At 66.1% G+C, this 25,136-nt stretch carries 22 protein-coding genes; 18 read left to right on the top strand and 4 right to left on the bottom strand.

Annotation, left to right across the window (positions count from 1 at the left end; genetic code table 11):
* Positions 1–69: 69 nt before the first annotated feature.
* Positions 70–969, bottom strand: coding sequence for an energy transducer TonB (locus J4E58_RS28360; RefSeq protein ID WP_007929970.1), 900 nt, complete (start codon positions 967–969; stop codon positions 70–72).
* Positions 970–1,139: 170 nt separating this feature from the next.
* Positions 1,140–2,114 carry a glutathione synthase gene (gene gshB, locus J4E58_RS28365; RefSeq protein ID WP_007929968.1) on the bottom strand — a complete coding sequence of 325 codons (975 nt, stop codon included), beginning with the start codon at positions 2,112–2,114 and terminating at the stop codon, positions 1,140–1,142.
* Positions 2,115–2,350: 236 nt separating this feature from the next.
* Here gshB and pilG point away from each other — a divergent pair, with 236 nt between their 5' ends.
* The 16 genes from pilG to madM all read left to right on the top strand — a co-directional run bounded on the left by pilG (position 2,351) and on the right by madM (position 20,952).
* Positions 2,351–2,758 (top strand): twitching motility response regulator PilG, encoded by a 408-nt coding sequence (pilG, locus tag J4E58_RS28370; protein ID WP_007929962.1) that lies wholly within the window; start codon positions 2,351–2,353, stop codon positions 2,756–2,758.
* 43 nt (positions 2,759–2,801) lie between these two features.
* Positions 2,802–3,167, top strand: coding sequence for a twitching motility response regulator PilH (gene pilH / locus J4E58_RS28375; protein ID WP_007929961.1), 366 nt, complete (start codon positions 2,802–2,804; stop codon positions 3,165–3,167).
* A gap of 11 nt (positions 3,168–3,178) precedes the next feature.
* Positions 3,179–3,718, top strand: a complete 540-nt coding sequence (locus tag J4E58_RS28380; RefSeq protein ID WP_087089552.1) for a chemotaxis protein CheW — start codon at positions 3,179–3,181, stop codon at positions 3,716–3,718.
* Between the two features lie 110 nt (positions 3,719–3,828).
* Positions 3,829–5,892 (top strand): methyl-accepting chemotaxis protein, encoded by a 2,064-nt coding sequence (locus J4E58_RS28385; protein WP_087090444.1) that lies wholly within the window; start codon positions 3,829–3,831, stop codon positions 5,890–5,892.
* 30 nt (positions 5,893–5,922) lie between these two features.
* Positions 5,923–11,889 (top strand): Hpt domain-containing protein, encoded by a 5,967-nt coding sequence (locus J4E58_RS28390; protein WP_087089550.1) that lies wholly within the window; start codon positions 5,923–5,925, stop codon positions 11,887–11,889.
* Positions 11,882–12,337 (top strand): chemotaxis protein CheW, encoded by a 456-nt coding sequence (locus tag J4E58_RS28395; RefSeq protein WP_009046013.1) that lies wholly within the window; start codon positions 11,882–11,884, stop codon positions 12,335–12,337. Before J4E58_RS28390 ends, J4E58_RS28395 begins: the two co-directional genes overlap by 8 nt.
* A gap of 912 nt (positions 12,338–13,249) precedes the next feature.
* The gene (locus J4E58_RS28400) at positions 13,250–13,510 is read left to right on the top strand and encodes a hypothetical protein (RefSeq protein WP_087089547.1); all 261 of its coding nucleotides are present in this window, start codon (positions 13,250–13,252) and stop codon (positions 13,508–13,510) included.
* Positions 13,511–13,655: 145 nt separating this feature from the next.
* Positions 13,656–15,326, top strand: coding sequence for a malonate decarboxylase subunit alpha (mdcA, locus tag J4E58_RS28405; protein ID WP_087089545.1), 1,671 nt, complete (start codon positions 13,656–13,658; stop codon positions 15,324–15,326).
* On the top strand, positions 15,327–16,202 hold the full coding sequence (locus tag J4E58_RS28410) for a triphosphoribosyl-dephospho-CoA synthase (RefSeq protein ID WP_087089543.1): 876 nt from the start codon (positions 15,327–15,329) through the stop codon (positions 16,200–16,202). It abuts the gene before it with no gap.
* Positions 16,202–16,501, top strand: a complete 300-nt coding sequence (locus J4E58_RS28415) for a malonate decarboxylase subunit delta (RefSeq protein ID WP_007932573.1) — start codon at positions 16,202–16,204, stop codon at positions 16,499–16,501. Before J4E58_RS28410 ends, J4E58_RS28415 begins: the two co-directional genes overlap by 1 nt.
* Positions 16,494–17,345, top strand: coding sequence for a biotin-independent malonate decarboxylase subunit beta (locus J4E58_RS28420; RefSeq protein WP_007932572.1), 852 nt, complete (start codon positions 16,494–16,496; stop codon positions 17,343–17,345). Before J4E58_RS28415 ends, J4E58_RS28420 begins: the two co-directional genes overlap by 8 nt.
* On the top strand, positions 17,342–18,145 hold the full coding sequence (mdcE, locus tag J4E58_RS28425) for a biotin-independent malonate decarboxylase subunit gamma (RefSeq protein ID WP_087089541.1): 804 nt from the start codon (positions 17,342–17,344) through the stop codon (positions 18,143–18,145). Before J4E58_RS28420 ends, mdcE begins: the two co-directional genes overlap by 4 nt.
* A 5-nt stretch (positions 18,146–18,150) precedes the next feature.
* Positions 18,151–18,771 (top strand): malonate decarboxylase holo-ACP synthase, encoded by a 621-nt coding sequence (locus J4E58_RS28430; RefSeq protein WP_087090442.1) that lies wholly within the window; start codon positions 18,151–18,153, stop codon positions 18,769–18,771.
* Complete coding sequence (gene mdcH / locus J4E58_RS28435) at positions 18,768–19,703, top strand: malonate decarboxylase subunit epsilon (RefSeq protein WP_087089539.1); 936 nt, start codon at positions 18,768–18,770, stop codon at positions 19,701–19,703. The genes J4E58_RS28430 and mdcH overlap by 4 nt, the downstream gene beginning before the upstream one ends.
* 66 nt (positions 19,704–19,769) lie before the next feature.
* Entirely contained in the window at positions 19,770–20,186 is a 417-nt protein-coding gene (gene madL, locus J4E58_RS28440) for a malonate transporter subunit MadL (protein ID WP_037005044.1), read from the top strand.
* Between the two features lies 1 nt (position 20,187).
* Positions 20,188–20,952: a malonate transporter subunit MadM gene (madM, locus tag J4E58_RS28445; protein WP_007932567.1), complete on the top strand. Its 765-nt coding sequence runs from the start codon at positions 20,188–20,190 to the stop codon at positions 20,950–20,952.
* An 87-nt stretch (positions 20,953–21,039) separates the two neighbouring features.
* Here madM and J4E58_RS28450 read toward each other — a convergent pair whose 3' ends face one another.
* A complete protein-coding gene (locus J4E58_RS28450) occupies positions 21,040–21,951 on the bottom strand; it encodes a LysR substrate-binding domain-containing protein (RefSeq protein WP_087089537.1) in 912 nt (303 codons plus the stop codon).
* A gap of 153 nt (positions 21,952–22,104) precedes the next feature.
* Between J4E58_RS28450 and J4E58_RS28455 the strand changes: the two genes are divergently transcribed.
* The gene (locus J4E58_RS28455; RefSeq protein WP_007932543.1) at positions 22,105–22,722 is read left to right on the top strand and encodes a hemolysin III family protein; all 618 of its coding nucleotides are present in this window, start codon (positions 22,105–22,107) and stop codon (positions 22,720–22,722) included.
* 125 nt (positions 22,723–22,847) lie between these two features.
* On the opposite strand, the gene J4E58_RS28460 is transcribed toward J4E58_RS28455, so the two are convergent.
* The gene (locus J4E58_RS28460) at positions 22,848–23,762 is read right to left on the bottom strand and encodes a LysR family transcriptional regulator (RefSeq protein ID WP_009051293.1); all 915 of its coding nucleotides are present in this window, start codon (positions 23,760–23,762) and stop codon (positions 22,848–22,850) included.
* Positions 23,763–23,869: 107 nt separating this feature from the next.
* Between J4E58_RS28460 and J4E58_RS28465 the strand changes: the two genes are divergently transcribed.
* Positions 23,870–25,111 (top strand): D-amino acid dehydrogenase, encoded by a 1,242-nt coding sequence (locus tag J4E58_RS28465; protein WP_087089535.1) that lies wholly within the window; start codon positions 23,870–23,872, stop codon positions 25,109–25,111.
* The last annotated feature ends 25 nt before the right edge of the window (positions 25,112–25,136 follow it).

Here is a 25,136-nt window from a genome sequence, read left to right on the forward strand (position 1 = left end):
GGGATGGCGCAGGACCTGTAGGAGCGAGCTTGCTCGCGATAAGGCCAGGCGGACGGTTTCGCCCTGGAATCAGTTGCTGGACAGCCGGTCGCCGCGGGCGAACTTCCAGGTGCGGATGATCTCCAGGCGATCGATATCCGACAGATCGCCGGTAAAGGGCGCGAACGGTGCCGCCAGGCGCACGATGCGTTGCGCCGCCTGGTCCAGCAGCGGCTGGCCGGAGGACTCCAGTACCAGCACCTCGTACAGCGAACCGTCGCGGTTGATCGAGACCATCAGCCGCAGGTTGCCGTAGATCTGCTTGCGCCGGGCTTCTTCCGGGTAGTTGAGGTTGCCGATGCGCTCGACCTTCTTGCGCCACTCGTCCTTGTACCAGGCGCCCTTGTCGCGCATGGTCGAGGCCGCGCTCAGGCGGTGGATGCGCGGGCGCTTGGCGTACAGCTGCTGCTCCTGGGCCAGTTCGGCCTCCAGGCTGGCGATGTCGCTGGACAGCTGCTCGCTGTCGAACGTCGGCACGGGAACCTTGGGTTTGGCCTCGGTCTTGACCTCTTCACGCTTGGTGACGGTCTTTTTCGGCTTCGGCGCGGTGGTGGCGACCGCGGCCTTGGGCGCGGCTTCCTTGACCTCGGTCTTGGCCGGAGGCGGCGGGGTGACCTTGTTCACCTTGTTTTCCTGGAACGGCGCCACTTCGGTGGTCTTCGGGATCGCTTTCTTGTCCAGGGTGCCGCTGCCTTGCTGGTTTTCCTGGGCGAGAAAATCGGCCTTCTTCGGCTTGGTCTCGCTCTTGAAGGTGGCCAGGGTGATTTCCAGGGTCTTGCTGATCTGCTTGGGTTCGGCGAAGGAGAAGCCCAGGCCGAGGATCAGCGCGATATGCAGCAGGGCGGCCAGGAACAGGGTAAACCCCAGGCGATCGGCCGGGCGCACGCCGCTGTGAGCCAGCTCGGGGGGCAGATCGGAAGGGAGAGCCATCAGCGGTTTACAAAAGTCATCAGCGGTTCACAAAAGTCATCAGTGGTTCAACATCACAAAAAGCATCACAAGACCAACATCGCGCGTTTCACAGGCGGCGCATGATAGCGCAATGTTGGTTTCAAGCCGTAAGCCTCAAGCTTCAAGCGACAAGCTGCATGTGACGCCGATCAAGCTTGTGGCTTGCGGCTCGCGGCTTGCAGCTTCTTCTCGATGGCATCCATCAGCATTGCGCCGATGTTGGTGCCAAAGGCGTTGTCGATCTCGCGGATGCAGGTCGGGCTGGTGACGTTGATTTCGGTCAGGTGCTCGCCGATCACGTCGAGCCCCACGAACAGCAGGCCTTTCTCGCGCAGGGTCGGGCCGACCTGTGCGGCGATCCAGCGATCTTTCTCGGTCAGCGGCCGGGCTTCGCCACGGCCCCCGGCAGCGAGGTTGCCACGGGTTTCACCCTGGGCGGGAATCCGCGCCAGGCAGTAATCCACAGGTTCGCCGTCGATCATCAGGATGCGTTTGTCGCCATCGACGATGGCCGGCAGGTACTCCTGGATCATGATCTGCTGCTTGCCGTGCTGGGTCAGGGTTTCGAGGATCACCGAGAGGTTCGGGTGGCCGGCGGTGTGACGGAAGATCGACGAGCCGCCCATGCCGTCCAGCGGCTTGAGGATCACGTCGCCGTGATGGTCGGCGAATTCGCGCAACACGTCCGGACGACGGCTGACGATGGTCGGCGGCGTGCACTGCGGGAACAGGGTGGCGAACAGCTTTTCATTGCAGTCACGCAGGCTCTGCGGCTTGTTGACCACCAGCACGCCGTCGCGCTCGGCCTGCTCCAGCAGGTAGGTGGAGTAGACGAACTCCATGTCGAACGGTGGGTCCTTGCGCATCAGGATCACGTCCAGCTCGCTCAGGGCGCTGTCGGTCTCGGCTTCCAGCTCGAACCACTTGTGCGGGTCGGCGAACACCTTCAGCGGACGCATCCGCGCCCGGGCCACGCCACCGGTCGCCTGGTACAGGTCGCGCTGTTCCATATAGAACAGGGTCCAGCCGCGCTCCTGGGCGGCCAGCAGCATGGCCAGCGAGCTGTCCTTCTTATAGGAGATGCTGGCGATAGGGTCCATGACAATCCCGACGCGAACGCTCATGGGCGGTTTCCTCGAAAATTAGTGGGCGCAATGGCTTGCAAAATTGGCGTCAGAGTGGCGTCCGGGCGGTTCCCGGTCAAGGAAAAACCACCGCGCCGGTCGGCCGATAGATTGCATGGGGAGAGTATGCTAAAAAGGCTCGCATGCCGTGCTCAGGCCTTGAACATCAAGGGCTTGAGGCATTGGCCACCAGTACGGGCAGAAAATCGATTCGCTGTGGCGATGGTAGAGCAGATATGGAACAGCAATCCAGCGCCCTCAAGGTGATGGTGATCGATGATTCGAAGACGATTCGCCGCACGGCCGAAACGCTGCTGAAGAATGTGGGCTGTGAAGTCATCACCGCGGTCGACGGTTTCGAGGCCCTGGCCAAGATCGCCGACAACCACCCGGGCATCATTTTCGTCGACATCATGATGCCGCGGCTCGATGGCTATCAGACCTGCGCGTTGATCAAGAACAACAGCGCGTTCAAGTCCACGCCGGTGATTATGCTGTCCTCCAAGGACGGCCTGTTCGACAAGGCCAAGGGCCGCATCGTCGGTTCTGACCAGTTTTTGACCAAGCCTTTCAGCAAGGAAGAGCTGCTGAGCGCGATCAAGGCCCATGTGCCGGGGTTCGCCGCAGTAGAACAAGCACATTGAGGTTCGGCCAGCGGGCCGCACGCCTATTCGTATGGGGAAGACCATGGCTCGTATTCTGATCGTCGATGACTCGCCGACTGAAATGTACAAACTGACCGGCATGCTGGAAAAGCACGGCCATGAAGTCCTGAAGGCCGAAAACGGCGCCGACGGCGTGGCCCTGGCGCGCCAGGAAAAGCCCGACGCGGTCCTGATGGACATCGTCATGCCCGGCCTCAATGGTTTCCAGGCTACCCGTCAGTTGACCAAGGACGCGGAAACCAGCCATATCCCGGTGATCATCATCACCACCAAGGATCAGGAAACCGACAAGGTCTGGGGTACTCGCCAGGGCGCCAAGGATTACCTGACCAAGCCGGTCGACGAAGACACCCTGATCAAGACCCTGAACAGCGTCCTGGCCGGCTGACCGCCCGCGCCATGGCCGAGTCGCAAACCGCCTTCGAACTGCTGCTCGAGATCGACCAGCGCTGCCGCCTGCTGGCAGCCGACCTGCCTTCCCAGGAAACCCGCCAGCACGGCTGGAGCGGTATCGGCTTTCGCATCGGCGAGCATTGGTATGTGGCGCCGATGGGCGAAGTCAGCGAAGTCCTGCACGAGCCCCGTTACACCTTGCTGCCCGGGGTCAAGCCCTGGGTGAAAGGCGTGGCCAACCTGCGCGGACGGCTGCTGCCGATCATGGACCTGTGCGGGTTCTTCGGCCATGAGCTGTCGGCCCTGCGCAAGCAGCGGCGGGTGCTGGTGGTCGAGCACAAAGAGGTGTTCGCCGGCTTGATGGTGGACGAGGTGGCCGGCATGCAGCACTTCGAGCAGAGCAGCCTGGAAACCGCGGCCAGCGCTAGCGAACAGGGCGCCATCACGCCGTATCTGCGGGGGTATTTCCCGTGCGAGCAGGTCTGGTGGGTATTCAGTCCCTTCGCCCTGGCGCAGTCGCCGGGGTTCCTGGATGTGGCGCTGTAGGGGCAGGGGGGGCGCCTAGCCCTTGCCCGCGAAACGGATGACGCGGTTTTGCAGGTTCACCGCATGATGCTCATCGCGGGCAACAGAACAACCGGAATTCAGGTGTGCAGATGCTAAAAGCCAACCCAGGCAAGCCAATGGAAGGATCGCGCAGCCGCTCGCAGATCATCGTGCTGTTCATCGCCCTGATCGTGTTCATCATGCTGCTGTTCGCCAACTTCGCTTACCTCAACACCCAGGCCACGTACGACAAGCAGTACATCGGCCACGCCGGCGAGTTGCGGGTGCTGTCCCAGCGCATCGCCAAGAACGCCACGGAAGCCGCGGCGGGCAAGGCCGCGGCATTCAAGCTGCTGGGCGATGCGCGCAACGATTTCGCCCAGCGCTGGGGCTACCTGAAAAAAGGCGACCCGGCCACCGGGCTGCCCGCCGCGCCGGTGGCGGTGCGTCAGGAAATGCGCGCGGTGCAGCAGGACTGGGACAAGCTGCTGCACAACGCCGACGCGATCCTGACCAGCGAACAGACCGTATTGTCCCTGCATCAGGTGGCCGCGACCCTGGCGGAAACCGTGCCGCAGTTGCAGGTCGAGTATGAAAAGGTCGTGGAGATCCTCCTGCAACGCGGCGCTCCGGCCGCCCAGGTGGCCATGGCGCAACGCCAGTCGTTGCTCGCCGAGCGCATTCTCGGTGCGGTGAATACTGTGCTGGCCGGCGACGAAAACGCGGTGCAGGCCGCGGATGTCTTCGGCCGTGACGCGGCGCGCTTCGGCCAGGTGCTCAGCGGCATGCTCCAGGGCAATCCGACCCTGAAGATCAGCCAGGTCGAGGACCGCGATGCGCGGGCGCGCCTGACCGAGATCAGCGAGCTGTTCCAGTTCGTCTCCGGCTCAGTGGACGAAATCCTCGAAACCTCCCCCGAGCTGTTCCAGGTCCGCGAGTCGGCGAGCAATATCTTCAGCCTGTCGCAGACCCTGCTCGACGAGGCCTCGCACCTGGCCATCGGCTTCGAGAACCTGGCCGGCGGCCGTTCGCTGGATACCATCGGCGGTTATGTCCTGGGCCTGGCGGCGCTGGCCTCGATCATCCTCATTGGCCTGGTGATGGTCCGCGAAACCAATCGCCAATTGCACGAGACCGCGGAGAAGAACGAGCGCAACCAGAACGCGATCATGCGTTTGCTGGACGAGATCGAAGACCTGGCCGACGGCGACCTCACCGTGACCGCCTCGGTGACCGAGGACTTCACCGGCACCATCGCCGACTCGATCAACTATTCCGTGGACCAGCTGCGCGACCTGGTGGCGACCATCAACCTCACCGCCGGCCAGGTCGCCGGCGCGGTGCAGGAAACCCAGGCCACCGCGATGCAACTGGCCGAAGCCTCGGAGCATCAGGCCCAGCAGATTTCCGAGGCCTCCACCGCGATCAACGAAATGGCCCAGTCGATCGATCAGGTGTCGGCCAACGCCGCCGAGTCCTCGGCGGTGGCCGAGCGTTCGGTGGAGATCGCCAACAAGGGCAACGAGGTGGTGCACAACACCATCCACGGCATGGACAACATCCGCGAGCAGATCCAGGACACCGCCAAGCGCATCAAGCGCCTGGGCGAGTCGTCCCAGGAAATTGGCGACATTGTCAGCCTGATCGATGACATTGCCGACCAGACCAATATCCTCGCCCTCAACGCGGCGATCCAGGCCTCCATGGCCGGGGATGCCGGGCGCGGCTTCGCGGTGGTGGCCGATGAGGTGCAGCGCCTGGCGGAACGTTCTTCGGCGGCGACCCGGCAGATCGAGACCCTGGTGCGGGCGATCCAGACCGACACCAACGAGGCGGTGATCTCCATGGAGCAGACCACCTCGGAAGTGGTGCGCGGCGCCCGGCTGGCGCAGGATGCCGGGGTGGCCCTGGAAGAAATCGAAGGCGTCTCCAAGACCCTGGCGGCGCTGATCCAGAGCATCTCCAACGCCGCCCAGCAGCAGACGTCGTCGGCCGGACAGATATCCTTGACCATGAACGTGATCCAGCAGATCACTTCACAGACTTCGTCCGGCTCGACCGCGACGGCCGAGAGCATCGGCAACCTGGCGAAAATGGCCAGCCAGCTGCGGCGCTCGGTGTCCGGTTTCACCTTGCCGGCCAGTCGCGAGCAGACGCCGCGGGACAACCGCTGAGGCCGGAGCACGACTTTGATGGGAATGGTAATGGGTGATCGGCACGACTATGTGGCCCTGGAATGGGTCAAGGGCGAAATTGCCGAAACGCTGAAGCAGGCCCACCAGGCGCTCGATCATCTGGTCGACGAGCCGCAGGCGGTGGAAGCGCTCGAGCAGTGCCTGGACTGCATCCATCAGGTCCACGGCAGCCTGCAGATGGTCGAGTTCTATGGGGCGGCGCTGCTCGCCGAAGAAATGGAAGCCCTGACCCTGGCCCTGCGCGAGCACCGCGTGGCCCAGCGGGACGAGGCGATCTATCTGCTGCGCCAAGCCATCAGCCAGTTGCCGCAGTACCTCGACCGGGTGCAAAGCGCGCGTCGCGACCTGCCGCTGGTGGTGTTGCCGCTGCTCAACGACCTGCGCAGCGCCCGGGGCGAAGGCCTGCTGAGCGAAACCAGCCTGTTCAGCCCGCAGCTGCCGGACCTGCCGGCGCTGGACCAGGCGGCACTGAACCGCCTGGCGCCCCCCGACCTGACCATCCTGCTGCGCAAGTTGCGGCACATGCTGCAAACCGCGTTGGTCGACCTGCTGCGCGAACAGGATGTGAAAAACAGCCTGGGCTATATGGCCAAGGTCTTCGAGCGCCTCCAGGTGTTGTGCCAGAACGCCCCGCTGGGGCCCTTGTGGCAGATCGCCCTGGCCCTGGTGGAAGGCATGGGCAGCGGGGCGATCGCCAACAGCCCGGCGGTGCGCAGCCTGCTCAAGGATGCCGACCGCGAACTCAAGCGCCTCTATGAACAAGGCATCGCCGGGGTCAACCAGGCGGCCCCCGACGAACTGCTGAAAAGCCTGCTGTTTTACATCGCCAAGGCCCGTTACCCCACCGCGCAGATGCAGACCATGAAAGACACCTACGGACTCGATGACGCTTTGCCCGACAATGCGCTGGTCGACCAGGAGCGGGCGCGCATGGCCGGTCCCGACCGCGACGCCATGCGCTCGGTGCTGGCGGCCCTGTGCGAAGAGCTGGTGCGGGTCAAGGAACGCCTGGACTTGTTCGTGCGCAGCGACCGCCAGCACGCGTCGGACCTAGACAGCCTGCTGGCGCCCCTGCGGCAGATCGCCGATACCCTGGCGGTGCTGGGTTTCGGCCAGCCACGCAAGGTCATCATCGACCAGCTGGCGGTGGTGCTGAGCCTGGCCCAGGGCCAGCGCGAACCGAATGACGCGGTGCTGATGGATGTGGCCGGGGCCCTGCTGTATGTCGAGGCGACCCTGGCCGGCATGGTCGGCCCGGCCGAACCCGAGAGCCGCGAAGAAAGCCGCCTGCCGACCACCGACCTGACCCAGATCCACCAACTGGTGATCAAGGAGGCGCGGATCTGCCTGCAACAGGCCAAGGACCTGATCGTCGACTACATCGATGCCGGTTGGGACCGCGAACACTTGCAGGCGCTGCCGGAGCTGCTGACCCAGGTGCGCGGCGCCCTGGCGATGATTCCCCTGGGCCGTGCGGCGGGCCTGCTGCAAGCCTGCATCGGCTTCGTGCGCGAACACCTGCTGCTGGACCCGCGCCAGCCCGGCTGGCAGCAGCTGGACAATCTGGCCGACGTGATCACCAGCATCGAGTATTACCTGGAGCGCCTGAGCGACGATCCCCAGGCGCCGGGGGAAAAGATTCTCGACGTGGCCGAGCAGGGCCTGGCCGCGCTGGGCTATGCGCCACAAAAGCGGGCGCCGGACGAGTGGCTGCCGAACGAACAGGTGCCGCTGCTCAGCGATGTGCTCAGCCCCAACGAAGCCCTGGTGATGCAGGACCTGCAGGAACTGGACAGCCCGGAAGTGGCGCAGTCTCTGGCCGATGTACTGGCCAGCCCGGTCTCGGCGCTCAACCCGCCAGCGCTGGACACGCCGGGCAGCCTGTTGCCGCCGCCGGGCGATGAAGCGCCGGTGGACGACGAACTGCGCGAAGTCTTCCTCGAAGAGACCGACGAAGTGCTCGACGTGCTGCGCGAGTACCTGCCGCGCTGGGTCGCCGAGCCCCACGGCAAGGCGGCGCTGGGCGAACTGCGCCGGGCCTTCCACACCCTCAAGGGCAGCGGGCGGATGGTGCGCGCGCTGGTGCTGGGCGAGCTGGCCTGGGCCGTGGAGAACCTGCTCAACCGGGTCCTGGAACACAGCGTGGAGCCTGGGCCGCAGGTGCGGCAATTGCTTGAAGAGGTCGTGCAGTTGCTGCCGGAGCTGGTCGCCGAGTTCGCCGCCCAGGCCCAGCGCCAGCGCGACGATGTCGACCGCCTGGCTGCCCGGGCGCATGCCCTGGCCAAGGGCGACACGGCGTCGCTAGACGGCTTGGCAGACGGCTTGGCAGACGAGCTCGACCCGCAGTTGCTGGAGATCTTCCGCAACGAAGCCGAAACCCATCTGGAGAGCATCAAGCGCTTTCTCGATCAGGCTGCCGAGCACCTGCCGCTGCAGGCCAGCGACGAATTGCAGCGCGCCTTGCACACCCTCAAGGGCAGCGCCTACATGGCCGGCGTGCTGCCGATCGCCGAGCTGGCGGCGCCGCTGGACCTGCTGGCCCGGGAATATCGCGCGCATCTGATGGCCCTGGACCTGGACGAGGTCGAGCTGCTGCTGGAGGCTGAAGGCCTGTTTCGCCGCAGCCTGCAACAGCTGGGCAGCGATCCGCTGGCGCCCATCGAAGGCGCCGCCGACCTGATCGAACGGGTCAAGGCACTGACCGCCGAGCGCCTGGAAGCCCTGCTCAACGCGCCCAATACCGGGCTGCGGATCAAGCGCGATGCGCAATTGATCAGCAGCTTCCTGGCCCAGGGCATGGACATCCTGCTGGATGCCGAAAACCTGCTGCGCCGCTGGCAACAGCACCCCGGCGAGCGCCAGGAGCTCAGCGCACTGCTGGACGAGTTGACCACCCTTGGCGAAGGCGCGCACCTGGCGGACCTGCAGTCGATGGATGAGCTGTGCGAAGCGCTGCTGGACCTGTACGGCGCCGTGGAAGAAAGCAGCCTGGCGGTGGGCGAACGGTTTTTCCATGAGGCGGAAAACGCCCACGAAGCCCTGATCAACATGCTCGACGAACTGGCCGCCGGCCAGGAAGTCAGCCCGCAACCGGCCATGGTCCGGGCCTTGCGCGAACTGCTCGAGGAAAGCCTCGACCCCTCGGCCATGGGCCTGATCCGCAGCGACGGCAGCCGCACCCTGAGCATCACCGACCTGGCCAGTGTCACCGCCGAGATGGAGCAGGGGGCGCAGATCGAGGTGGAGGAGCCGGATGACGAGATCGTGGCGATCTTCCTCGAAGAGGCGATGGATATTCTCGAAAGCGCCGACCAGGCCTTGCAGCGCTGGCTGGCCGACCCGGACAACGGCGCGCCGCTGTCTTCCCTGCAGCGCGACTTGCACACCCTCAAGGGCGGCGCGCGCATGGCCGAAGTCGGGCCGGTGGGCGACCTGGCCCAGGAACTGGAGAACCTCTACGAAGGCCTGGTGGATCGCCGTTACCAGCATGGCGAGGCCTTGGTCGATCTGCTGCAACGCAGCCATGCGCAACTGGCGCTGCTGTTGCAGCAATTGCAGGCACAGCAAGCGCTGAGCGACCCCAAGGTGCTGATCGAAGCGATCCGCGGTTTTCGCCAGCGCAGCGGGGTCACCAGCGAGGTGTCCGAGGCCGCGGTGACCGACGATTCGGCGGCTCACGATCCGGAGCTGCTGGAGATCTTCCTCGAAGAAGGCTTCGACATCCTCGACAGTTCGGGAGCGGCGCTGACGCGCTGGCAGGCCGAGCCGGCCAGCCGCCAGGAAGTGGAAACCCTGTTGCGCGACCTGCATACCCTCAAGGGCGGCGCGCGCATGGTGGAGATCGTGCCGATCGGCGATCTGGCCCATGAACTGGAGTTTCTCTATGAGGGCCTGTCCGCGGGTCTACTGCAACCGAGCCCGGCGCTGTTCGGCCTGTTGCAGAAAAGCCAGGACCGCCTGGCGCAGATGCTCGACGCCGCCCGCGCCGAACAACCGATCAAGCCGGCCGACAGCCTGATCGAGGCGATTCGCGGCTTTACTCATCCGGCCCAGGCCGAAGCGCCGCCTCTGTTGCTGCCCGACCTTAGCCCGCCGAGCAAACCCGAACCGCCGGTGGCGCAGGCGGAAGCGGCGGTGGCCGGGGATATGGTCAAGGTCTCGGCCGAGCTGCTGGACGACCTGGTCAACCTGGCCGGGGAAACCTCGATCTTCCGTGGGCGCATCGAGCAACAGGTCAACGATGCGCGGGTGGCCCTGAGCGAAATGGAAACCACCATCGAGCGTATCCGCGACCAGTTGCGCCGCCTGGACACCGAAACCCAGGGGCGGATTCTCAGCCGCCAGCAGGTCGAGGCCGAGCGCCTGGGCTACGAGGAATTCGACCCGCTGGAGATGGACCGCCATTCGCAGTTGCAGCAACTGTCGCGGGCCCTGTTCGAGTCGGCGTCCGACCTGCTCGACCTCAAGGAAACCCTGGACCGGCGCAACCAGGACGCGGAAAACCTGTTGCAGCAGCAAGGGCGGGTCAATACCGAATTGCAGGAAGGCCTGATGCGCACGCGCATGGTGCCGTTCGAGCGCCTGGTGCCGCGCCTCAAGCGCATCGTCCGCCAGGTGGCGGAGGAGTTGGGCAAGGATGTCTCGTTCAGCGTCGGCAACGCCGAGGGCGAGATGGACCGCAACGTGCTGGAGCGCATGGTTGCGCCCCTGGAGCACATGCTGCGCAACGCCGTCGACCATGGCCTGGAGTCCGCCGAGGTGCGCCGTGCCTCGGGCAAGCCGGAGCAGGGGCGGATCACCCTGGACCTGTCCCACGAAGGCGGCGATATCGTTTTCGACATGCGCGACGACGGCGCCGGGGTGCCGCTGGAGGCGGTGCGGCGCAAGGCGATCAAGCGTGGCCTGCTCGCCCCCAATGCCGAGATCAGCGACCGTGACGTGCTGCAATTCATCATGCAGCCGGGGTTTTCCACGGCGGAGAAAATCACCCAGATTTCCGGGCGCGGGGTGGGCATGGACGTGGTCCATGAAGAGGTGCGCCAGCTCGGCGGCTCGATGACCATCGACTCGATCCCGGGGCAGGGCGTGCATTTCCGCATCCGCCTGCCGTTCACCCTGTCGGTCAACCGCGCGCTGATGGTGCAGTGCCTGGAGGAGCAGTACGCGATCCCGCTGAACACCATCGAAGGCATCGTGCGGGTGCTGCCCAACGAACTGGAAAGCCATTACCAGCTCGACCCGCCCCATTACGTATACGCCGGCCAGCGCTATGAGCTGTGCTACCTCGGCGAGCTGCTGCACACCGTGGCCCGGCCGAAGCTGCTGGGGCAGAGCCTGCCGCTGCCGGTGCTGCTGGTGCACTACAACGAACACCGGATCGCCGTGCAGGTGGATGCCATGGCCGGCACCCGGGAGATTGTGGTCAAGAGCCTGGGACCGCAGTTCGCGGCGGTGCAGGGCCTGTCCGGCGCGACCATCCTCGGCGATGGCCGGGTGGTGCTGATCCTCGATCTGCTGGCGCATATCCGCGCCCTGCAAACGCGCTTGCCGGCGCCGCGCATGGCGGCCGGCGACGAAGTGATTGCCGAGGTCGAACCGCTGCGGCCGAGGCTGGTGCTGGTGGTCGACGATTCGGTGACGGTGCGCAAGGTCACCAGCCGCCTGCTGGAACGCCACGGCATGAACGTGCTGACCGCCAAGGACGGGGTCGACGCCATGGCGCTGTTGCAGGAACACACCCCGGACCTGATGCTGCTGGACATCGAGATGCCGCGCATGGACGGCTTCGAAGTGGCGATGCAGGTGCGCGCCGACCCGCGCCTGCACCAGCTGCCGATCATCATGATCACTTCGCGCACCGGCCAGAAACACCGCGACCGGGCCATGGCCATCGGCGTCAACGACTACCTCGGCAAGCCTTACCAGGAGTCGGTGCTGCTGGAGAGCATCGCCCAGTGGAGCAGACCCCATGCATGACTACCGCGCCAGCTTCCTCACCGGACTGCTGCTGCCCTTGGCCGACCGCACCCTGATCCTGCCCAACGTCGCGGTGGCCGAATTGATCGACTATCAGCGCGGCGAGCCGGCCAGCGACGCGCCGCCCTGGTACCTGCGCTCTGTTGCCTGGCGCGACCGCCAGCTGCCGCTGATCAGCTTCGAAGCCGCTTGCGGCCAGCCCCTGGCCATCGGCGAGCGCGCGCGCATCGTCGTGCTCAATACCCTGGGCGGTCGCGAGCGCCTGAAGTTCATCGCCCTGGTGATCCAGGGCATCCCGCGTTCTTGCCGGCTCGACAGCCAGCTGAGCTACGTCGATGTGCCGCTGTGCCGGCTGGAGAAGGCCGCGGTACAGGTGGGGGAGCAGGTGGCGAAGATCCCGGATTTGTTGGGGTTGGAGGAGATGCTAGTGAAGGCGGGGTTGTCCTAGATCCTGCCGAACGGCTTGATCGGTCCCTTTTTGGGACTGATGGGGCGCCACTGATCTGGAGGAGCGGCCGGTTGACGTTCGATTGCCTGCGATGGCCTCGCTGCTGATGTTGGACGGTGTACATATCCATTCCTGCGGTCACGGCTACTTATGGTTCCGCCCTTACGGCGGGTCACTTTTGGCAAACGCCCGGAATGCCGGCCCAGCCAAAAGTAACCAAAAGGTCTCGCCCCTGGCGTACGGCCTTCGCTGCGCTCAGGTTCCCTCGCTCCGGCGTCCATCAGGGGGCATCGACTCCGGTCGGCTTCGCTTCGACCTCCATACGATGTCCTCGACTGCGTCGAGGGGCGCTGCGCGCCTGTCCCCTGATGAACGCCTCCACTCGGCCTCCCGATGGGGCGGGTAGATCAAGATCAAAAGCTGCGCCATGCGCGACCTACCGGTCGGCGCTAACTCCTGTAGCCGCTGCCGAGCCCGCGAGGCTGCGATCGACCCCGCAGGGGGCGCAGGGATTTTGAAACCGCTGGAGGACCTGCGGTCCTATCGCAGCCTGCGGCAGCGGCTACAGGTTTGGGGAGGCATCAGGGGGGAGTGGGGCAGATCTGGTTTTGCTGAAGGCAATGGCAACACATTGCGGGTTGTCGCTGGTTTTTTGCATAGCCATAGTGGGTTTGCCGCCGACGCATCGGTGGCCGATCTTAGCCGGTCGAAACTGTTCACGGACGCACAAGCGCCCTCCTATAATGCTGGCGCTTTTTGCTGCCTGCATTTGCTATGGCGGCTGTGCGTGGGACACCTGCGGGTGTGCCGGACTTCCGTGAATGGTCCGGTCGGCTAACCCGCGTACAGCTGCCACCCTCTTTGTTTAGCCGCATAGGGTGGTAACTCTTCAGCATTCACGGAGAAATACCCATGACGGACTTCATCCCGCTACACAGCAATCTCACCACCACCCCAGTGCTCTACCTCAACCCCAACGCCCCGGCATCCGACCTGCACGGTTGTGCCGTCCAGCGCCTCAAGGCCACCCGCGACCTGATGCACAGCCTCAACTGCCTGAGCCTCAAAGGCGTCCACGACCAGGACTTGCAACACATCGTCAATGCAGCCCATCTGCTGCTGCAGGATGGCTGCGATGCGCTGGATGCGTTGCAGTGGCGGATCGTGGGTTAAGCGCAGCGTTGTTTCCGGGCGTAGGCGAAATGGCTACGCCCTTGATCATTACCCTCACCGTAACGATCCATCACTCTGCTTGATTGATGCCATGCCTCCTGCGCTCCTAAGGTAGCGGCCACGACAGCGAACCCGTGGAGTGAGCATGACAACAACAATATCCCCCGACTCGCGCTGGACGCGGCGGCGCGCTGAAAAGCAGCGGCGTCTCGAGCAGGTGCGGGGTCTCACCGATGGTGCGGTGTTGCCCACCGACAAGATAGTCGCGGCGCTGGAGGCGTTGATTCTGCCCGGCGACCGCGTGGTGCTGGAGGGCAACAACCAGAAGCAGGCGGACTTCCTGTCGCGCTCCCTGGCCAAGGCCGACCCGGGCCGCCTGCACGACCTGCACATGATCATGCCCAGCGTCGGCCGCTCGGAGCACCTGGACCTGTTCGAACGCGGCATCGCCCGCAAGCTCGACTTCTCCTTCGCCGGCACCCAGAGCCTGCGCATCAGCCAGTTGCTGGAAGACGGCCTGCTGGAAATCGGCGCCATCCACACCTACATCGAGCTCTATGCGCGGCTGGTGGTGGACCTGATCCCCAACGTGGTGCTCTCGGCCGGGTTCATGGCCGACCGCGCGGGCAATATCTATACCGGGCCGAGCACCGAGGACACCCCGGCGCTGATCGAGCCGGCGGCGTTCAGCGATGGCATCGTCATCGTCCAGGTCAACCAGCTGGTGGACGACGTCAGCGAGTTGCCGCGGGTGGATATCCCGGCGTCCTGGGTCGATTTCGTGGTGGTGGCCGACAAGCCGTTCTATATCGAGCCGCTGTTCACCCGCGACCCGCGCCACATCAAGCCGGTGCATGTGCTGATGGCGATGATGGCGATCCGCGGCATCTATGAAAAACACAAGGTCCAGTCGCTCAACCACGGCATCGGCTTCAACACCGCGGCCATCGAGCTGATCCTGCCGACCTACGGCGAATCCCTGGGCCTGAAAGGCAAGATCTGCCGCAACTGGACCCTCAACCCCCACCCGACCCTGATCCCGGCCATCGAAAGTGGCTGGGTGGAAAGCGTGCATTGCTTCGGCACCGAACTGGGCATGGAAAACTACATCGCCGCGCGGCCGGATGTGTTCTTCACCGGGCGCGACGGTTCGTTGCGTTCCAACCGGATGTTCTGCCAGCTGGCCGGGCAGTACGCGGTGGACCTGTTTATCGGCGCGACCCTGCAGGTCGATGGCGACGGCCATTCCTCCACCGTGACCCGCGGCCGCCTGGCCGGCTTCGGCGGTGCGCCGAACATGGGCCACGACCCCCGTGGCCGGCGCCACGGCACCCCGGCCTGGCTGGATATGCGCCACGACGACGCGCAACAACCGATGCTGGAGCGAGGCAAGAAGCTGGTGGTGCAGATGGTCGAGACTTTCCAGGAAGGCGGCAAACCCACCTTCGTCGAAACCCTCGACGCCGTGGAAGTAGCGAAGAAAAGCGGCATGCCCCTGGCGCCGATCATGATCTATGGCGACGACGTCACCCACCTGCTGACCGAGGAGGGCATCGCCTACCTGTACAAGGCGCGTTCCCTGGAAGAGCGCCAGGCGATGATCGCGGCGGTGGCCGGGGTGACTGCCATCGGCCTGCGCCACAACCCGAAAGACACCGCGCGCATGCGCCGCGAAGGCCTGATCGCCTTGCCCGAAGACCTCGGTATCCGCCGCACCGACGCCAGCCGCGAGCTGCTGGCGGCGAAAAGCGTCGCCGATCTGGTGGAGTGGTCGGGTGGCCTGTACAACCCGCCCGCCAAGTTCAGGAGCTGGTAAATGCACGCCTTCAACCTGCAAAGCAAACCCCTGAGCCTGGCCGAGCGCCTGGCGGACCTGGCGGTGGACGCGCTGATCGACGAAGCCGACCTGTCGCCGAAACCGGCCCTGGTCGACCGTCGCGGCAACGGCGCCCATAGCGATCTGCACCTGGGGCTGATGCACGCCTCGGCGCTGTCGCTGTGGCCGGCCTTCAAGGAAATGGCCGACGCCGCCAGCGTGTTCGGCGCGGTTGGCCTGCCCCTGCGCGAAGCCCTGGGCCGCATCGGCCGTGAAGGCGAGGCGGCGATGCTCGCTACGACTCACGGGGTGAACACTCATCGTGGCGCGATCTGGGCCCTGGGCCTGTTGGTGGCCGCCGCCGCGCTGGAACCTCAGGCCAATACGGCAGACGCCCTGTGCCTGCGGGCCGCGCGCCTGGCGCTGCTGGACGACCGTTACGCGCCGCGACCCCTCAGCCACGGCGCGCAAGTGGCGCTGCGCTATGGCGTGCGCGGTGCCCGCGAAGAAGCCCAGCTGGGCTTTCCGGCGGTGCTGCAACGGGGCCTGCCGCAACTCGAGCGCAGCCGTGCCCAGGGGCATGGCGAACAGAACGCCCGGCTCGATGCGCTGTTGGCGATCATGACCGGCCTGGCCGATACCTGCGTGCTCTATCGCGCCGGCGAGGCGGGCCTGCGGGCCATGCAACAGGGCGCCCAGGCGGTGCTCGACGCCGGCGGCAGCGCCAGCCTGGCCGGGCGTCGCCGCCTGCATGAGCTGGACCAGTGCCTGGTGGCCTTGAACGCCTCGCCCGGTGGCGCCGCGGACTTGCTCGCGGCCTGCCTGCTGATCGACCGGATCGCCTCCGGCGCCGCCTTTATCCAGGGAGCTGTGTGATGGAAACCTTGTCTTTTGAATTTCCCGCCGGGCAACCCGCCCGGGGCCGGGCGCTGGTGGGCTGTGTCGGCTCGGGCGACCTGGAGGTGCTGCTTGAACCCGGGCAGCCCGGCAAGCTGAGCATTCAGGTGCAGACCTCGGTCAACGGCAGCGCGTCGCGCTGGCAGCATCTGTTCGAGCGCATGTTCGACGGCCAGACGCCGCCGGCCCTGAGCATCGATATCCATGATTTTGGCGCCACCCCGGGCGTGGTGCGCCTGCGCCTGGAGCAGGGCTTCGAGGAGATCGGCCATGACTGACAGCGCCCGTTTGCTCAATAAGCACAGCTTCGTCGAACTCGGTGCCCGGCAGCGGGCCAAGGCCCTGCTCGACGCCGGCAGCTTTCGCGAGTTGCTCGACCCGTTCCAGCGCGTCATGTCGCCGTGGCTGGCGCGCCAGGGCGTGGTGCCCCAGGCCGATGACGGGGTAGTGATCGCCAAGGGCCGCATCGACGGCCTGCCGGTGGTGATCGCCGCCATCGAAGGCGCGTTCCAGGGCGGCAGCCTCGGCGAGGTCGGTGGGGCGAAGATCGCCGGCGCCCTGGAGCTGGCGGCCGAAGACAACCGCAAGGGCATTGCTACCCGTGCCGTACTGCTGCTGGAAACCGGCGGCGTGCGCCTGCAGGAAGCCAACCTCGGGCTGGCGGCGATTGCCGACATTCACGCAGCCATCGTCGACTTGCGCCAGTACCAGCCGGTGATCGGTGTGGTGGCCGGCAGCGTCGGCTGTTTTGGCGGCATGTCGATTGCCGCCGGGTTGTGCAGCTACCTGCTGGTGACCCAGGAGGCGCGCCTGGGCCTCAACGGTCCGCAGGTGATCGAGCAGGAAGCCGGCCTCGAGGAATACGACTCCCGCGACCGACCCTTTATCTGGAGCCTGACCGGCGGCGAGCAGCGTTTCGCCAGTGGCCTGGCGGACCGCTATGTGGCCGACGATGTGGCGCAGATCCGCCAACAGGTCGGCGAACTGTTGGCCCAGGGCCTGCCCAGCGCGCAACGCAGCCGGCAGGCCGAGCTGTACCTGCAACGCCTGGCCCGGCTGGACAGCCATCCACAGATCGACCCGGCGACGGTTCGCCAGCTGTATCGAGGAGACCGCTCATGAGTGCTTATTCCCTGCGGGGCCTGCATTGGTTCACGGCCCTGAGCGCGGGCGCCGCCCCGGTAGCGGGTTTGCCGGCCTCGTTGAAGGTGGCGGACGCCACGCTGGAGCAGCAACCGGTGCGGTTTATCGCCGTGGTCGCCGACCCGGCCAACCCTTTTGTGCGGGCGCGCAATGGTGAGGTCGGCCTGCTGGAAGGCTGGGGCCTGGCCAAGGCGGTGGACGACGCGATCGAGGCCGACCGTGAGCAGAGCGTCAAGCGCGCGCTGATCGCCATCGTCGACGTGCCCAGCCAGGCCTATGGGCGTCGCGAAGAGGCCCTGGGCATCCATCAGGCCCTGGCCGCGGCCGCCGACAGCTATGCCTGGGCCCGGCTGGCCGGGCATCCGGTGATCGGCCTGCTGGTGGGCAAGGCCATGTCCGGGGCCTTCCTGGCCCACGGTTACCAGGCCAACCGCCTGATCGCCCTGCGCGATCCGGGGGTGATGGTGCACGCCATGGGCAAGGTCTCGGCGGCGCGGGTCACCCTGCGCAGCGTCGAGGAACTGGAGGCCCTGGCCGCCAGCGTGCCGCCCATGGCCTATGACATCGACAGCTATGCCAGCCTCGGCCTGCTCTGGGAGACCTTGTCGGTCAGCCAGATCGAACAGCCGAGCGCCGATGACCTGACCCTGGTGCGGCAATGCCTGGGCCAGGCGATTACCGATGTGCGCACCCACGGCCGCGATCTGTCGGGGCGCCTGGGGGCCAGCAACCGTGGCGCTTCCAGCCGGGTCCGCCAGCTGTTGCGCGAGCAATGGTGAGCGCCATGACCAGCGCCTTGCTGCCCCATGACCTGCTGTGGGGCCTGCCCCCGCAACAACTGCCCGCCGATGCCCCGGCCTGGGCGGTGGCGGCCATGGCTGCCGGGCAACCGGTGGTGGTGCGCCGTGCATTGACCGCGCCCGGGCAGGTGGCGGTGGGCGTGCGTGGGCGGCTGCGGGAACAGCGCTACGGGACGCTGATGGCGGTGGCGGCCATCGAACGTCGGGTGCGCCCGGAAGCGCTGTGCCATGTCGAGTCGGATCGGGCCTGGCCAGCGCTCCAGGCACTGGCTCGGTTGCGTGAACCTTTGGATGCCCGCGGCCTGGCCTGGGGTGTCAGCGGCAGCGCCGGTTTTGAACTGGCCAGTGGTGTGCCGGCACTGCATCGACACAGCGACCTGGACCTGATCCTGCGCACTGCGCAGCCCATGGACCGGGCCGAAGCCCGGGCGTTGCTGGCGCTGCTCGACGCCGCCGTCTGCCCGGTGGACCTGCAATTGCAGACGCCCAACGGCGCCGTGGCCCTGCGCGAGTGGGCCGGGACTTCGGCGCGGGTGCTGCTGAAAAGCGCCAGCGGCGCGCGGTTGGTCGGCGATCCGTGGCAGGCCCTGGAGCAGGTGGCGTGAGCAGCCTGCTGGTGTTTCCGGGCCAGGGCGCGCAGCAGCCGGGGATGTTGCATCGGCTGCCGCCCAGCGCCCTGGCCGAGGCCTGCCTGCAACAGGCGAGCGAGGTCCTGGGCGAGGATGCCCTGGCCCTGGATTCGCCCCAGGCCCTGGCGAGCACCCGGGCGGTACAACTGTGCCTGTTGATCGCCGGCGTGGCCCATGCCCGGGTGTTGCTGGAAAACGGGCCGGGCGCGGATTACGTGGCGGGCCTGTCGATTGGCGCCTACCCCGCCGCGGTGGTCGCCGGAGCCCTGGATTTCGGCGATGCGCTGCGCCTGGTCAGCCTGCGCGGCGAGCTGATGCAGCAGGCCTATCCGCAGGGTTATGGCATGACCGCGATCGTCGGCCTGCAACTGGCGACGGTGGAGGCTTTGCTGGTCCGGGTGCACAGCCCGGACAACCCGGTGTACCTGGCCAATATCAATGCCGATAGCCAGGTGGTGATCGCCGGCAGCGATGCCGCCATGGCCCAGGTCGCCGAGCTGGCCCGCGGCTGTGGGGTCGGCGTGGCCAAGCGTCTGGCGGTCAGCGTGCCGTCCCATTGCCCGCTGCTGGAGCAGCCGGCCCAGGCCCTGGCCGAGGCGTTCGCCAGGGTGGCGTTGCAACCGCCGCGCCTGGGTTACCTGAGCGGCAGCCGCGCGCGGCCGCTGCGCACGCCAGAGCAGTTGCGCGACGACCTGGCGTTCAACATGTGCCGGGTGGTGGATTGGCGCGGCACCGTGCAAAGCGCCTATGAGCGCGGCGTGCGGCTGCAGATCGAACTGCCGCCCGGCGCGGTGTTGACCGCTCTGGCGCGCCGGGTGTTCGAGCAGGGCACCGTGATGGCCTGCGACGGGGCCCGGCTCGACACCCTGCAAGCGCTGTTGCGTGAGGAGGGAAACCGCCAACCCTAGACACCGACTCAAGCTGGCGAAGCACAAGAACAACAACTTCGACGATGCACTTTGAGGACTACAACAATGATTATTTACGGTGTGGCGCTGCTGGCGATCTGTACGCTGGCAGGGGTGATTATCGGTGACATGCTCGGCGTCCTGCTGGGAGTGAAATCCAACGTCGGCGGGGTGGGCATCGCCATGATCCTGCTGATTTGCGCGCGGCTGTGGATGCACAGGCACGGCGGCATGACCAAGGACTGCGAGATGGGCGTCGGCTTCTGGGGCGCCATGTACATCCCGGTGGTGGTGGCCATGGCCGCGCAACAGAACGTGGTCACCGCCCTGCACGGCGGCCCGGTGGCGGTGCTGGCGGCCATCGGCTCGGTGCTGCTCTGTGGTTGCACCATTGCCTTGATCAGCCGCACCAACAAAGGCGAACCGTTGCCGGACGAACCGGACGCTGTCGCCCCTGGTGCCGCTCCGGCAGGGGGACGCTGATATGTGGGATCTGATCGAGAAAGGCCTGGAACACAACGGCCTGGTCACCGCCTTCGCCTTTGTCGGCGTGATCATGTGGGTCTCGGTGCTGCTGTCCAAGCGCCTGACGTTCGGCCGGGTGCACGGCTCGGCCATCGCCATCGTCATCGGCCTGGTACTGGCCTGGGTTGGTGGCACTGTCACCGGTGGGCAAAAGGGCCTGGCGGACCTGGCGCTGTTCTCCGGCATCGGCCTGATGGGCGGCGCCATGCTGCGCGACTTCGCGATTGTCGCCACGGCCTTCGAGGTCCAGGCCACCGAGGCGCGCAAGGCCGGGATGATCGGCGCCATCGCGCTGTTTCTCGGCACGGTGCTGCCGTTCATTGTCGGGGCGAGCATTGCCTGGGCCTTCGGCTATCGCGATGCGGTGAGCATGACCACCATCGGCGCCGGCGCGGTGACCTACATTGTCGGCCCGGTGACCGGGGCGGCGATCGGCGCCAGCTCCGATGTGGTGGCGCTGTCCATCGCCACGGGGTTGATCAAGGCGATCCTGGTGATGGTCGGCACGCCCATGGCGGCGCGCTGGATGGGCCTGGACAACCCGCGTTCGGCGATGGTCTTCGGTGGCCTGGCCGGCACCGTCAGCGGGGTGACCGCGGGCCTGGCGGCGACCGATCGGCGCCTGGTGCCCTACGGTGCGCTGACCGCGACCTTCCATACCGGGCTGGGTTGCCTGCTCGGGCCTTCGTTGCTGTATTTCATCGTGCGCGGGTTGGTGGGGTAGGGCCTCCTGGCCTCATCGCGGGCAAGCCTCGCTCCTACAGGTGATTGCATACCTCTGTAGGAGCGAGGCTTGCCCGCGATAGCGTCTTTATGACCCCCGCGAATACATCCGGCACTCCGCCAAGAGCGCCAGCAGGTTCGGGTCGCGCTCCTTGGCCTTGAGGAACACCACGCCGATATGCTGTTGCAGCCGGTAGCGCGCCTGCAGCGGAATCAACTTCACGCGGTTTTCGTACACCGCGGCAATCCTTCCCGGCAGCAGGGCATAGCCCACCCCCGAACTGACCATGCTCAGCAGGGTGAAGATGTCGTTGACCTGCATCGCCACCTTCGGCTCGAACCCCGCCTGCTTGAACACCCGCACCCCGTCCTGATGGGTGGCGAAGCCCTGGGTCAGGGTGATGAAGGTCGCGTCGCGCACGTCGCTGAGGTCGACTTCCGCCTGACGGGCGAACGGCGAGTCGGCCGGCGTGGCGAGGAAGATATCGTCGGAAAACAGCGGGATCTGCTCGCAGTCCGGGTCGCTGACGCTGTCGTCCAGGGACACCAGGATCGCGTCGACCTCCATGTTCTTCAGCTTGTACAACAGGTCGATGTTGGAGCCCAGGATCAGGTCGATATTCAGCTCGCTACGGCGCAGCTTCAGGCCCATGATCAGCTGCGGCACGGTTTTCACCGTCAATGAATACAACGAGCCGAGCTTGAAGCGCTCCGCCGAGAACCCGGCGGCTTCGCGGGTCAGGCGCACGCTTTCGACCACGTCCTGGATCAGCTTCTGCGCCCGTTCTTCGAGGACGAAGGCGCTTTCCAGCGGTGTCAGGTTACGTCCTTCATGCTTGAACAGCGGGCAGCGCAGGGCGCTTTCCAGGGAGTGAATGGCCCGGTGCACGCTGACATTGCTGGTCTGCAACTCGGCGGCGGCGCGTGCCAGATTGCCGGTGCGCATGAACGCCAGAAACACTTCGAGCTTTTTCAGGGTCAACTCTTCATCGATCAGCATGATGGGCGCTCTTATTCGAATGCTTCGATTGTGCCTGCCGGGTCATGACTTGGCTGGAGGTTTTTTCGTCCATGGCTTTATTTGGAAACATTGCGCTTTCAGGCTACAGGCCTGAGCCTTGCGCAGATTTTCGCCTTGGGAGGTGAGTGGCACATGTATCACGGGGAAAGACTCAACGCCTGGACGCATCTGGTGGGCGCGATTGCGGCACTGGTCGGGGGGATCTGGCTGCTGGTGTTGGCCAGCCTCGACGGCAGCCCTTGGAAAATCGTCAGCGTGGCGATCTACGGCTTCACCTTGCTGGTGCTGTACAGCGCCTCGACCCTGTACCACAGCGTGCGCGGGCGGGCGAAAAGCATCATGCAGAAGGTCGATCACTTCTCCATCTACCTGCTGATCGCCGGCAGCTATACGCCGTTCTGCCTGGTGACCCTGCGCGGGCCCTGGGGCTGGACGCTGTTCGGGATCGTCTGGGGGCTGGCGCTGATCGGCATCCTGCAGGAGATCAAGCCGCGCTCCGAGGCGCGCATCCTGTCCATTGTGATCTACGCGGTGATGGGCTGGATCGTGCTGGTGGCGGTCAAGCCGCTGCTGGCGGCCCTGGGCCCCGCCGGCTTCGCCTGGCTGGCCTCGGGCGGGGTGCTCTACACCGTGGGCATCATCTTCTTCGCCCTCGACAGCCGTTTGCGCCATGCCCACGGGATCTGGCACCTGTTCGTGATCGCCGGCAGCCTGCTGCACTTCGTGGCGATCTTGTTCTACGTGCTCTGATCGGCGAGCGCGTTATCGTTCATCGCGAGCAAGCTTCGCTCCTACAGAAGAACGCGAAGTTTCAGGATCTGCGCCGTATCTGTAGGAGCGAAGCTTGCTCGCGATTAAGGCCCGGCAGGGCCGCTTCAATCCCCGGTCATCAACCGATCCAACTGCTCCTGCGCCCGGCCGCCGAAGATCTCCAGCAGGCTGCTCAAGGTGTGCGGCAGGGCCTCCGCCGCGCGGGTCACGGCATACAGGGTGATCGGCAGCGCCGGGGTCAGCGGGCGAATCGCGGTGCTGGCGGGCGAGGCGCCGAGGGCGGTGAAGGGGTCGATCACTGCCAGCCCGGCCCCGGATTCGACCATGGCCCGGGCCAGGGAGTAGGTCTGCACAGCGATGCTGACCCGTGGCGCCGGTTCCACGGCTTTCAGGTAACCGTCGAGTTTCGCCGCCAGCGGGTCGGCGCTGGACAGGCCGATCAAGGGTGCCCCCGCCAGCTCCATCAACGGCAGTGGCGTGCCCCTGGCCGCCTGGGGCCAGTAATCCAGCGGCGCCAGCGCCACCAGCACCCCGCTGGCCAGGGCCTGGGCGGTCAGCCCCGGATGATCCGGGCGTTGCAGGGTCAGGGCCACATCGATCTCGCGCATCAGCAGGTTCTGCACCAGCTCGCGGCTGTGGGCGCTGGACAGCTCGCAGACGATGTCCGGGTAGCGCCGGGTCCACTGGTTGATGGCCGGCGGCAGCAAGGACAAGGCCAGCGCCGGCGTGGCGCCGATCCGCAGGCTGTGGCCCGGCTCGCGACGCAGGCTCTGGGCCAGGCGCCGCACCCCTTGCAGGCTTTCGCTGACCTTGTCGACCTCGCGCTCCAGTTCCAGGGCTTCCGGGGTGGCCTGCAACTTGCCCTTGACCCGCAGGAACAGCGGGAAGCCCAGCTGCTGCTCGGCGTGCTGCAAGACCTTGGTCACCGCCGGCTGGGAGACGTGCAGCAGTTGCGCCGCGCCGCTGATCGAGCCGGTCTGGCGGATGGCCTGGAAAATCTCGATATGGCGCAGTCGCATGATGAGTCCATAACCTTTGTTTATGGGTGGTCCATCTTTATTCATTGTCCAGGGCCTGTCACCTGGTCCTAACCTGAAGCCCGCTCAACAAGGCTTTAAGGACTGACATGGCACAGCGGGTTTGCATCATCGGCGGCGGGGTCATTGGCCTGGCCAGCGCCTACGCCCTGGTTCGCGAGGGGTTCGACGTCAGCCTGGTGGAGGCGCGCGACGCCTTCGCCAGCCAGACCAGCTTCGCCAACGGCGGCCAGCTGTCGTACCGCTACGTGGCGCCGCTGGCCGATGCCGGCGTGCCCTGGCAGGCCCTGGGCTGGATGCTGCGTGGCGACTCGCCGCTGAAGCTGCGCCTGCGCCTGGACCCGGCGCAGTGGCGCTGGATGGCCGGGTTCCTGGCGGCCTGCCGTGGCTCGGTCAACCGCCGTAACGGTGCCCATCTGCTGCGCCTGGCGCTGCTGAGCCAGGCCACCTTGCAGAGCTGGCGCGAGGAGGACCGGCTCGACGGTTTTCACTGGCGGCGCAACGGCAAGCTGGTGACCTTTCGTGAAACCACGAGCTTCGAGCACGCCCGCCACGGCCTGGCCGATCCGCGCCAGCAGCAGGTGCTGTCCGCTGGTGAATGCACGCAACTGGAGCCGACCCTTGGTGGCGCACCCTTTGTCGGCGGCATCTTCACCCCGGACGAAGAAGTGGCCGACTGCCACGCCTTCTGCCAGCAACTGGTGGTGCGGCTACAGGCTTCCGGCCGCTGCCAGCTGCTGACCGGGCGCCCGGTCACCGGCATTCGTCAGGCGGGCGGCCAGGTGCAGGCCATCGAGTTGGGCGACGAGGTGCTGGCGGTGGACCAACTGATACTCGCCGCCGGGCATCGCAGTGGCGAACTGGCGTTGCCCGGGCTGAAGCTGCCGCTGTACCCGCTCAAGGGCTATAGCCTCAGCGTGCCGATCGGCGCGGGGCACCGGGCGCCGGAAATCAGTATCACCGACTACAACCGCAAGATCGTCTACGCGCGGATCGGCCAGCAGCTGCGGGTAGCGGCCATGGTCGATATCGTCGGTTTCGACCCGGCCCTGGACCCCAAGCGCCTGGCCCTGATACAGCGCCAGGCCCGGGAAACCTTCGCCAATGCCGGTGACTACGATGCCGCCATCGAGTGGGCCGGCATGCGCCCGGCGACCCCCAGCGGCGTACCGCTGATCGGCGCCACCGGCTACCGCAACCTGTGGCTCAACCTCGGCCACGGCGCCCTGGGTTTCACCCTGGCCTGTGGCAGCGGGCGCCTGCTGGCCGAGCTGATCGGCCAGCGCCGCACTTCCATCGACATGCAGGGGCTCGCGCCCCATGCCGCCTGATTTCTTTCGCGTACAAGGAGCTGTC

Source organism: Pseudomonas sp. FW305-25, from assembly GCF_017351415.1.
Lineage (GTDB): Bacteria > Pseudomonadota > Gammaproteobacteria > Pseudomonadales > Pseudomonadaceae > Aquipseudomonas > Aquipseudomonas chlororaphis.

Excerpts from the sequence above, each read along its gene's own strand:
- pilH (WP_007929961.1), top strand. The coding sequence starts at position 2,802 with ATGGCTCGTATTCTGATCGTCGATGACTCGCCGACTGAAATGTACAAA.
- J4E58_RS28380 (WP_087089552.1), top strand. The coding sequence starts at position 3,179 with ATGGCCGAGTCGCAAACCGCCTTCGAACTGCTGCTCGAGATCGACCAG.
- J4E58_RS28420 (WP_007932572.1), top strand. The coding sequence starts at position 16,494 with ATGACTGACAGCGCCCGTTTGCTCAATAAGCACAGCTTCGTCGAACTC.
- J4E58_RS28450 (WP_087089537.1), bottom strand. The coding sequence starts at position 21,951 with ATGCTGATCGATGAAGAGTTGACCCTGAAAAAGCTCGAAGTGTTTCTG.
- mdcE (WP_087089541.1), top strand. The coding sequence starts at position 17,342 with ATGAGTGCTTATTCCCTGCGGGGCCTGCATTGGTTCACGGCCCTGAGC.
- mdcA (WP_087089545.1), top strand. The coding sequence starts at position 13,656 with ATGACAACAACAATATCCCCCGACTCGCGCTGGACGCGGCGGCGCGCT.
- gshB (WP_007929968.1), bottom strand. The coding sequence starts at position 2,114 with ATGAGCGTTCGCGTCGGGATTGTCATGGACCCTATCGCCAGCATCTCC.
- J4E58_RS28400 (WP_087089547.1), top strand. The coding sequence starts at position 13,250 with ATGACGGACTTCATCCCGCTACACAGCAATCTCACCACCACCCCAGTG.
- J4E58_RS28460 (WP_009051293.1), bottom strand. The coding sequence starts at position 23,762 with ATGCGACTGCGCCATATCGAGATTTTCCAGGCCATCCGCCAGACCGGC.
- J4E58_RS28360 (WP_007929970.1), bottom strand. The coding sequence starts at position 969 with ATGGCTCTCCCTTCCGATCTGCCCCCCGAGCTGGCTCACAGCGGCGTG.
- J4E58_RS28410 (WP_087089543.1), top strand. The coding sequence starts at position 15,327 with ATGCACGCCTTCAACCTGCAAAGCAAACCCCTGAGCCTGGCCGAGCGC.
- madL (WP_037005044.1), top strand. The coding sequence starts at position 19,770 with ATGATTATTTACGGTGTGGCGCTGCTGGCGATCTGTACGCTGGCAGGG.
- madM (WP_007932567.1), top strand. The coding sequence starts at position 20,188 with ATGTGGGATCTGATCGAGAAAGGCCTGGAACACAACGGCCTGGTCACC.
- pilG (WP_007929962.1), top strand. The coding sequence starts at position 2,351 with ATGGAACAGCAATCCAGCGCCCTCAAGGTGATGGTGATCGATGATTCG.
- J4E58_RS28430 (WP_087090442.1), top strand. The coding sequence starts at position 18,151 with ATGACCAGCGCCTTGCTGCCCCATGACCTGCTGTGGGGCCTGCCCCCG.
- J4E58_RS28395 (WP_009046013.1), top strand. The coding sequence starts at position 11,882 with ATGCATGACTACCGCGCCAGCTTCCTCACCGGACTGCTGCTGCCCTTG.
- J4E58_RS28415 (WP_007932573.1), top strand. The coding sequence starts at position 16,202 with ATGGAAACCTTGTCTTTTGAATTTCCCGCCGGGCAACCCGCCCGGGGC.
- J4E58_RS28455 (WP_007932543.1), top strand. The coding sequence starts at position 22,105 with ATGTATCACGGGGAAAGACTCAACGCCTGGACGCATCTGGTGGGCGCG.
- J4E58_RS28385 (WP_087090444.1), top strand. The coding sequence starts at position 3,829 with ATGCTAAAAGCCAACCCAGGCAAGCCAATGGAAGGATCGCGCAGCCGC.
- J4E58_RS28390 (WP_087089550.1), top strand. The coding sequence starts at position 5,923 with ATGGGTGATCGGCACGACTATGTGGCCCTGGAATGGGTCAAGGGCGAA.
- J4E58_RS28465 (WP_087089535.1), top strand. The coding sequence starts at position 23,870 with ATGGCACAGCGGGTTTGCATCATCGGCGGCGGGGTCATTGGCCTGGCC.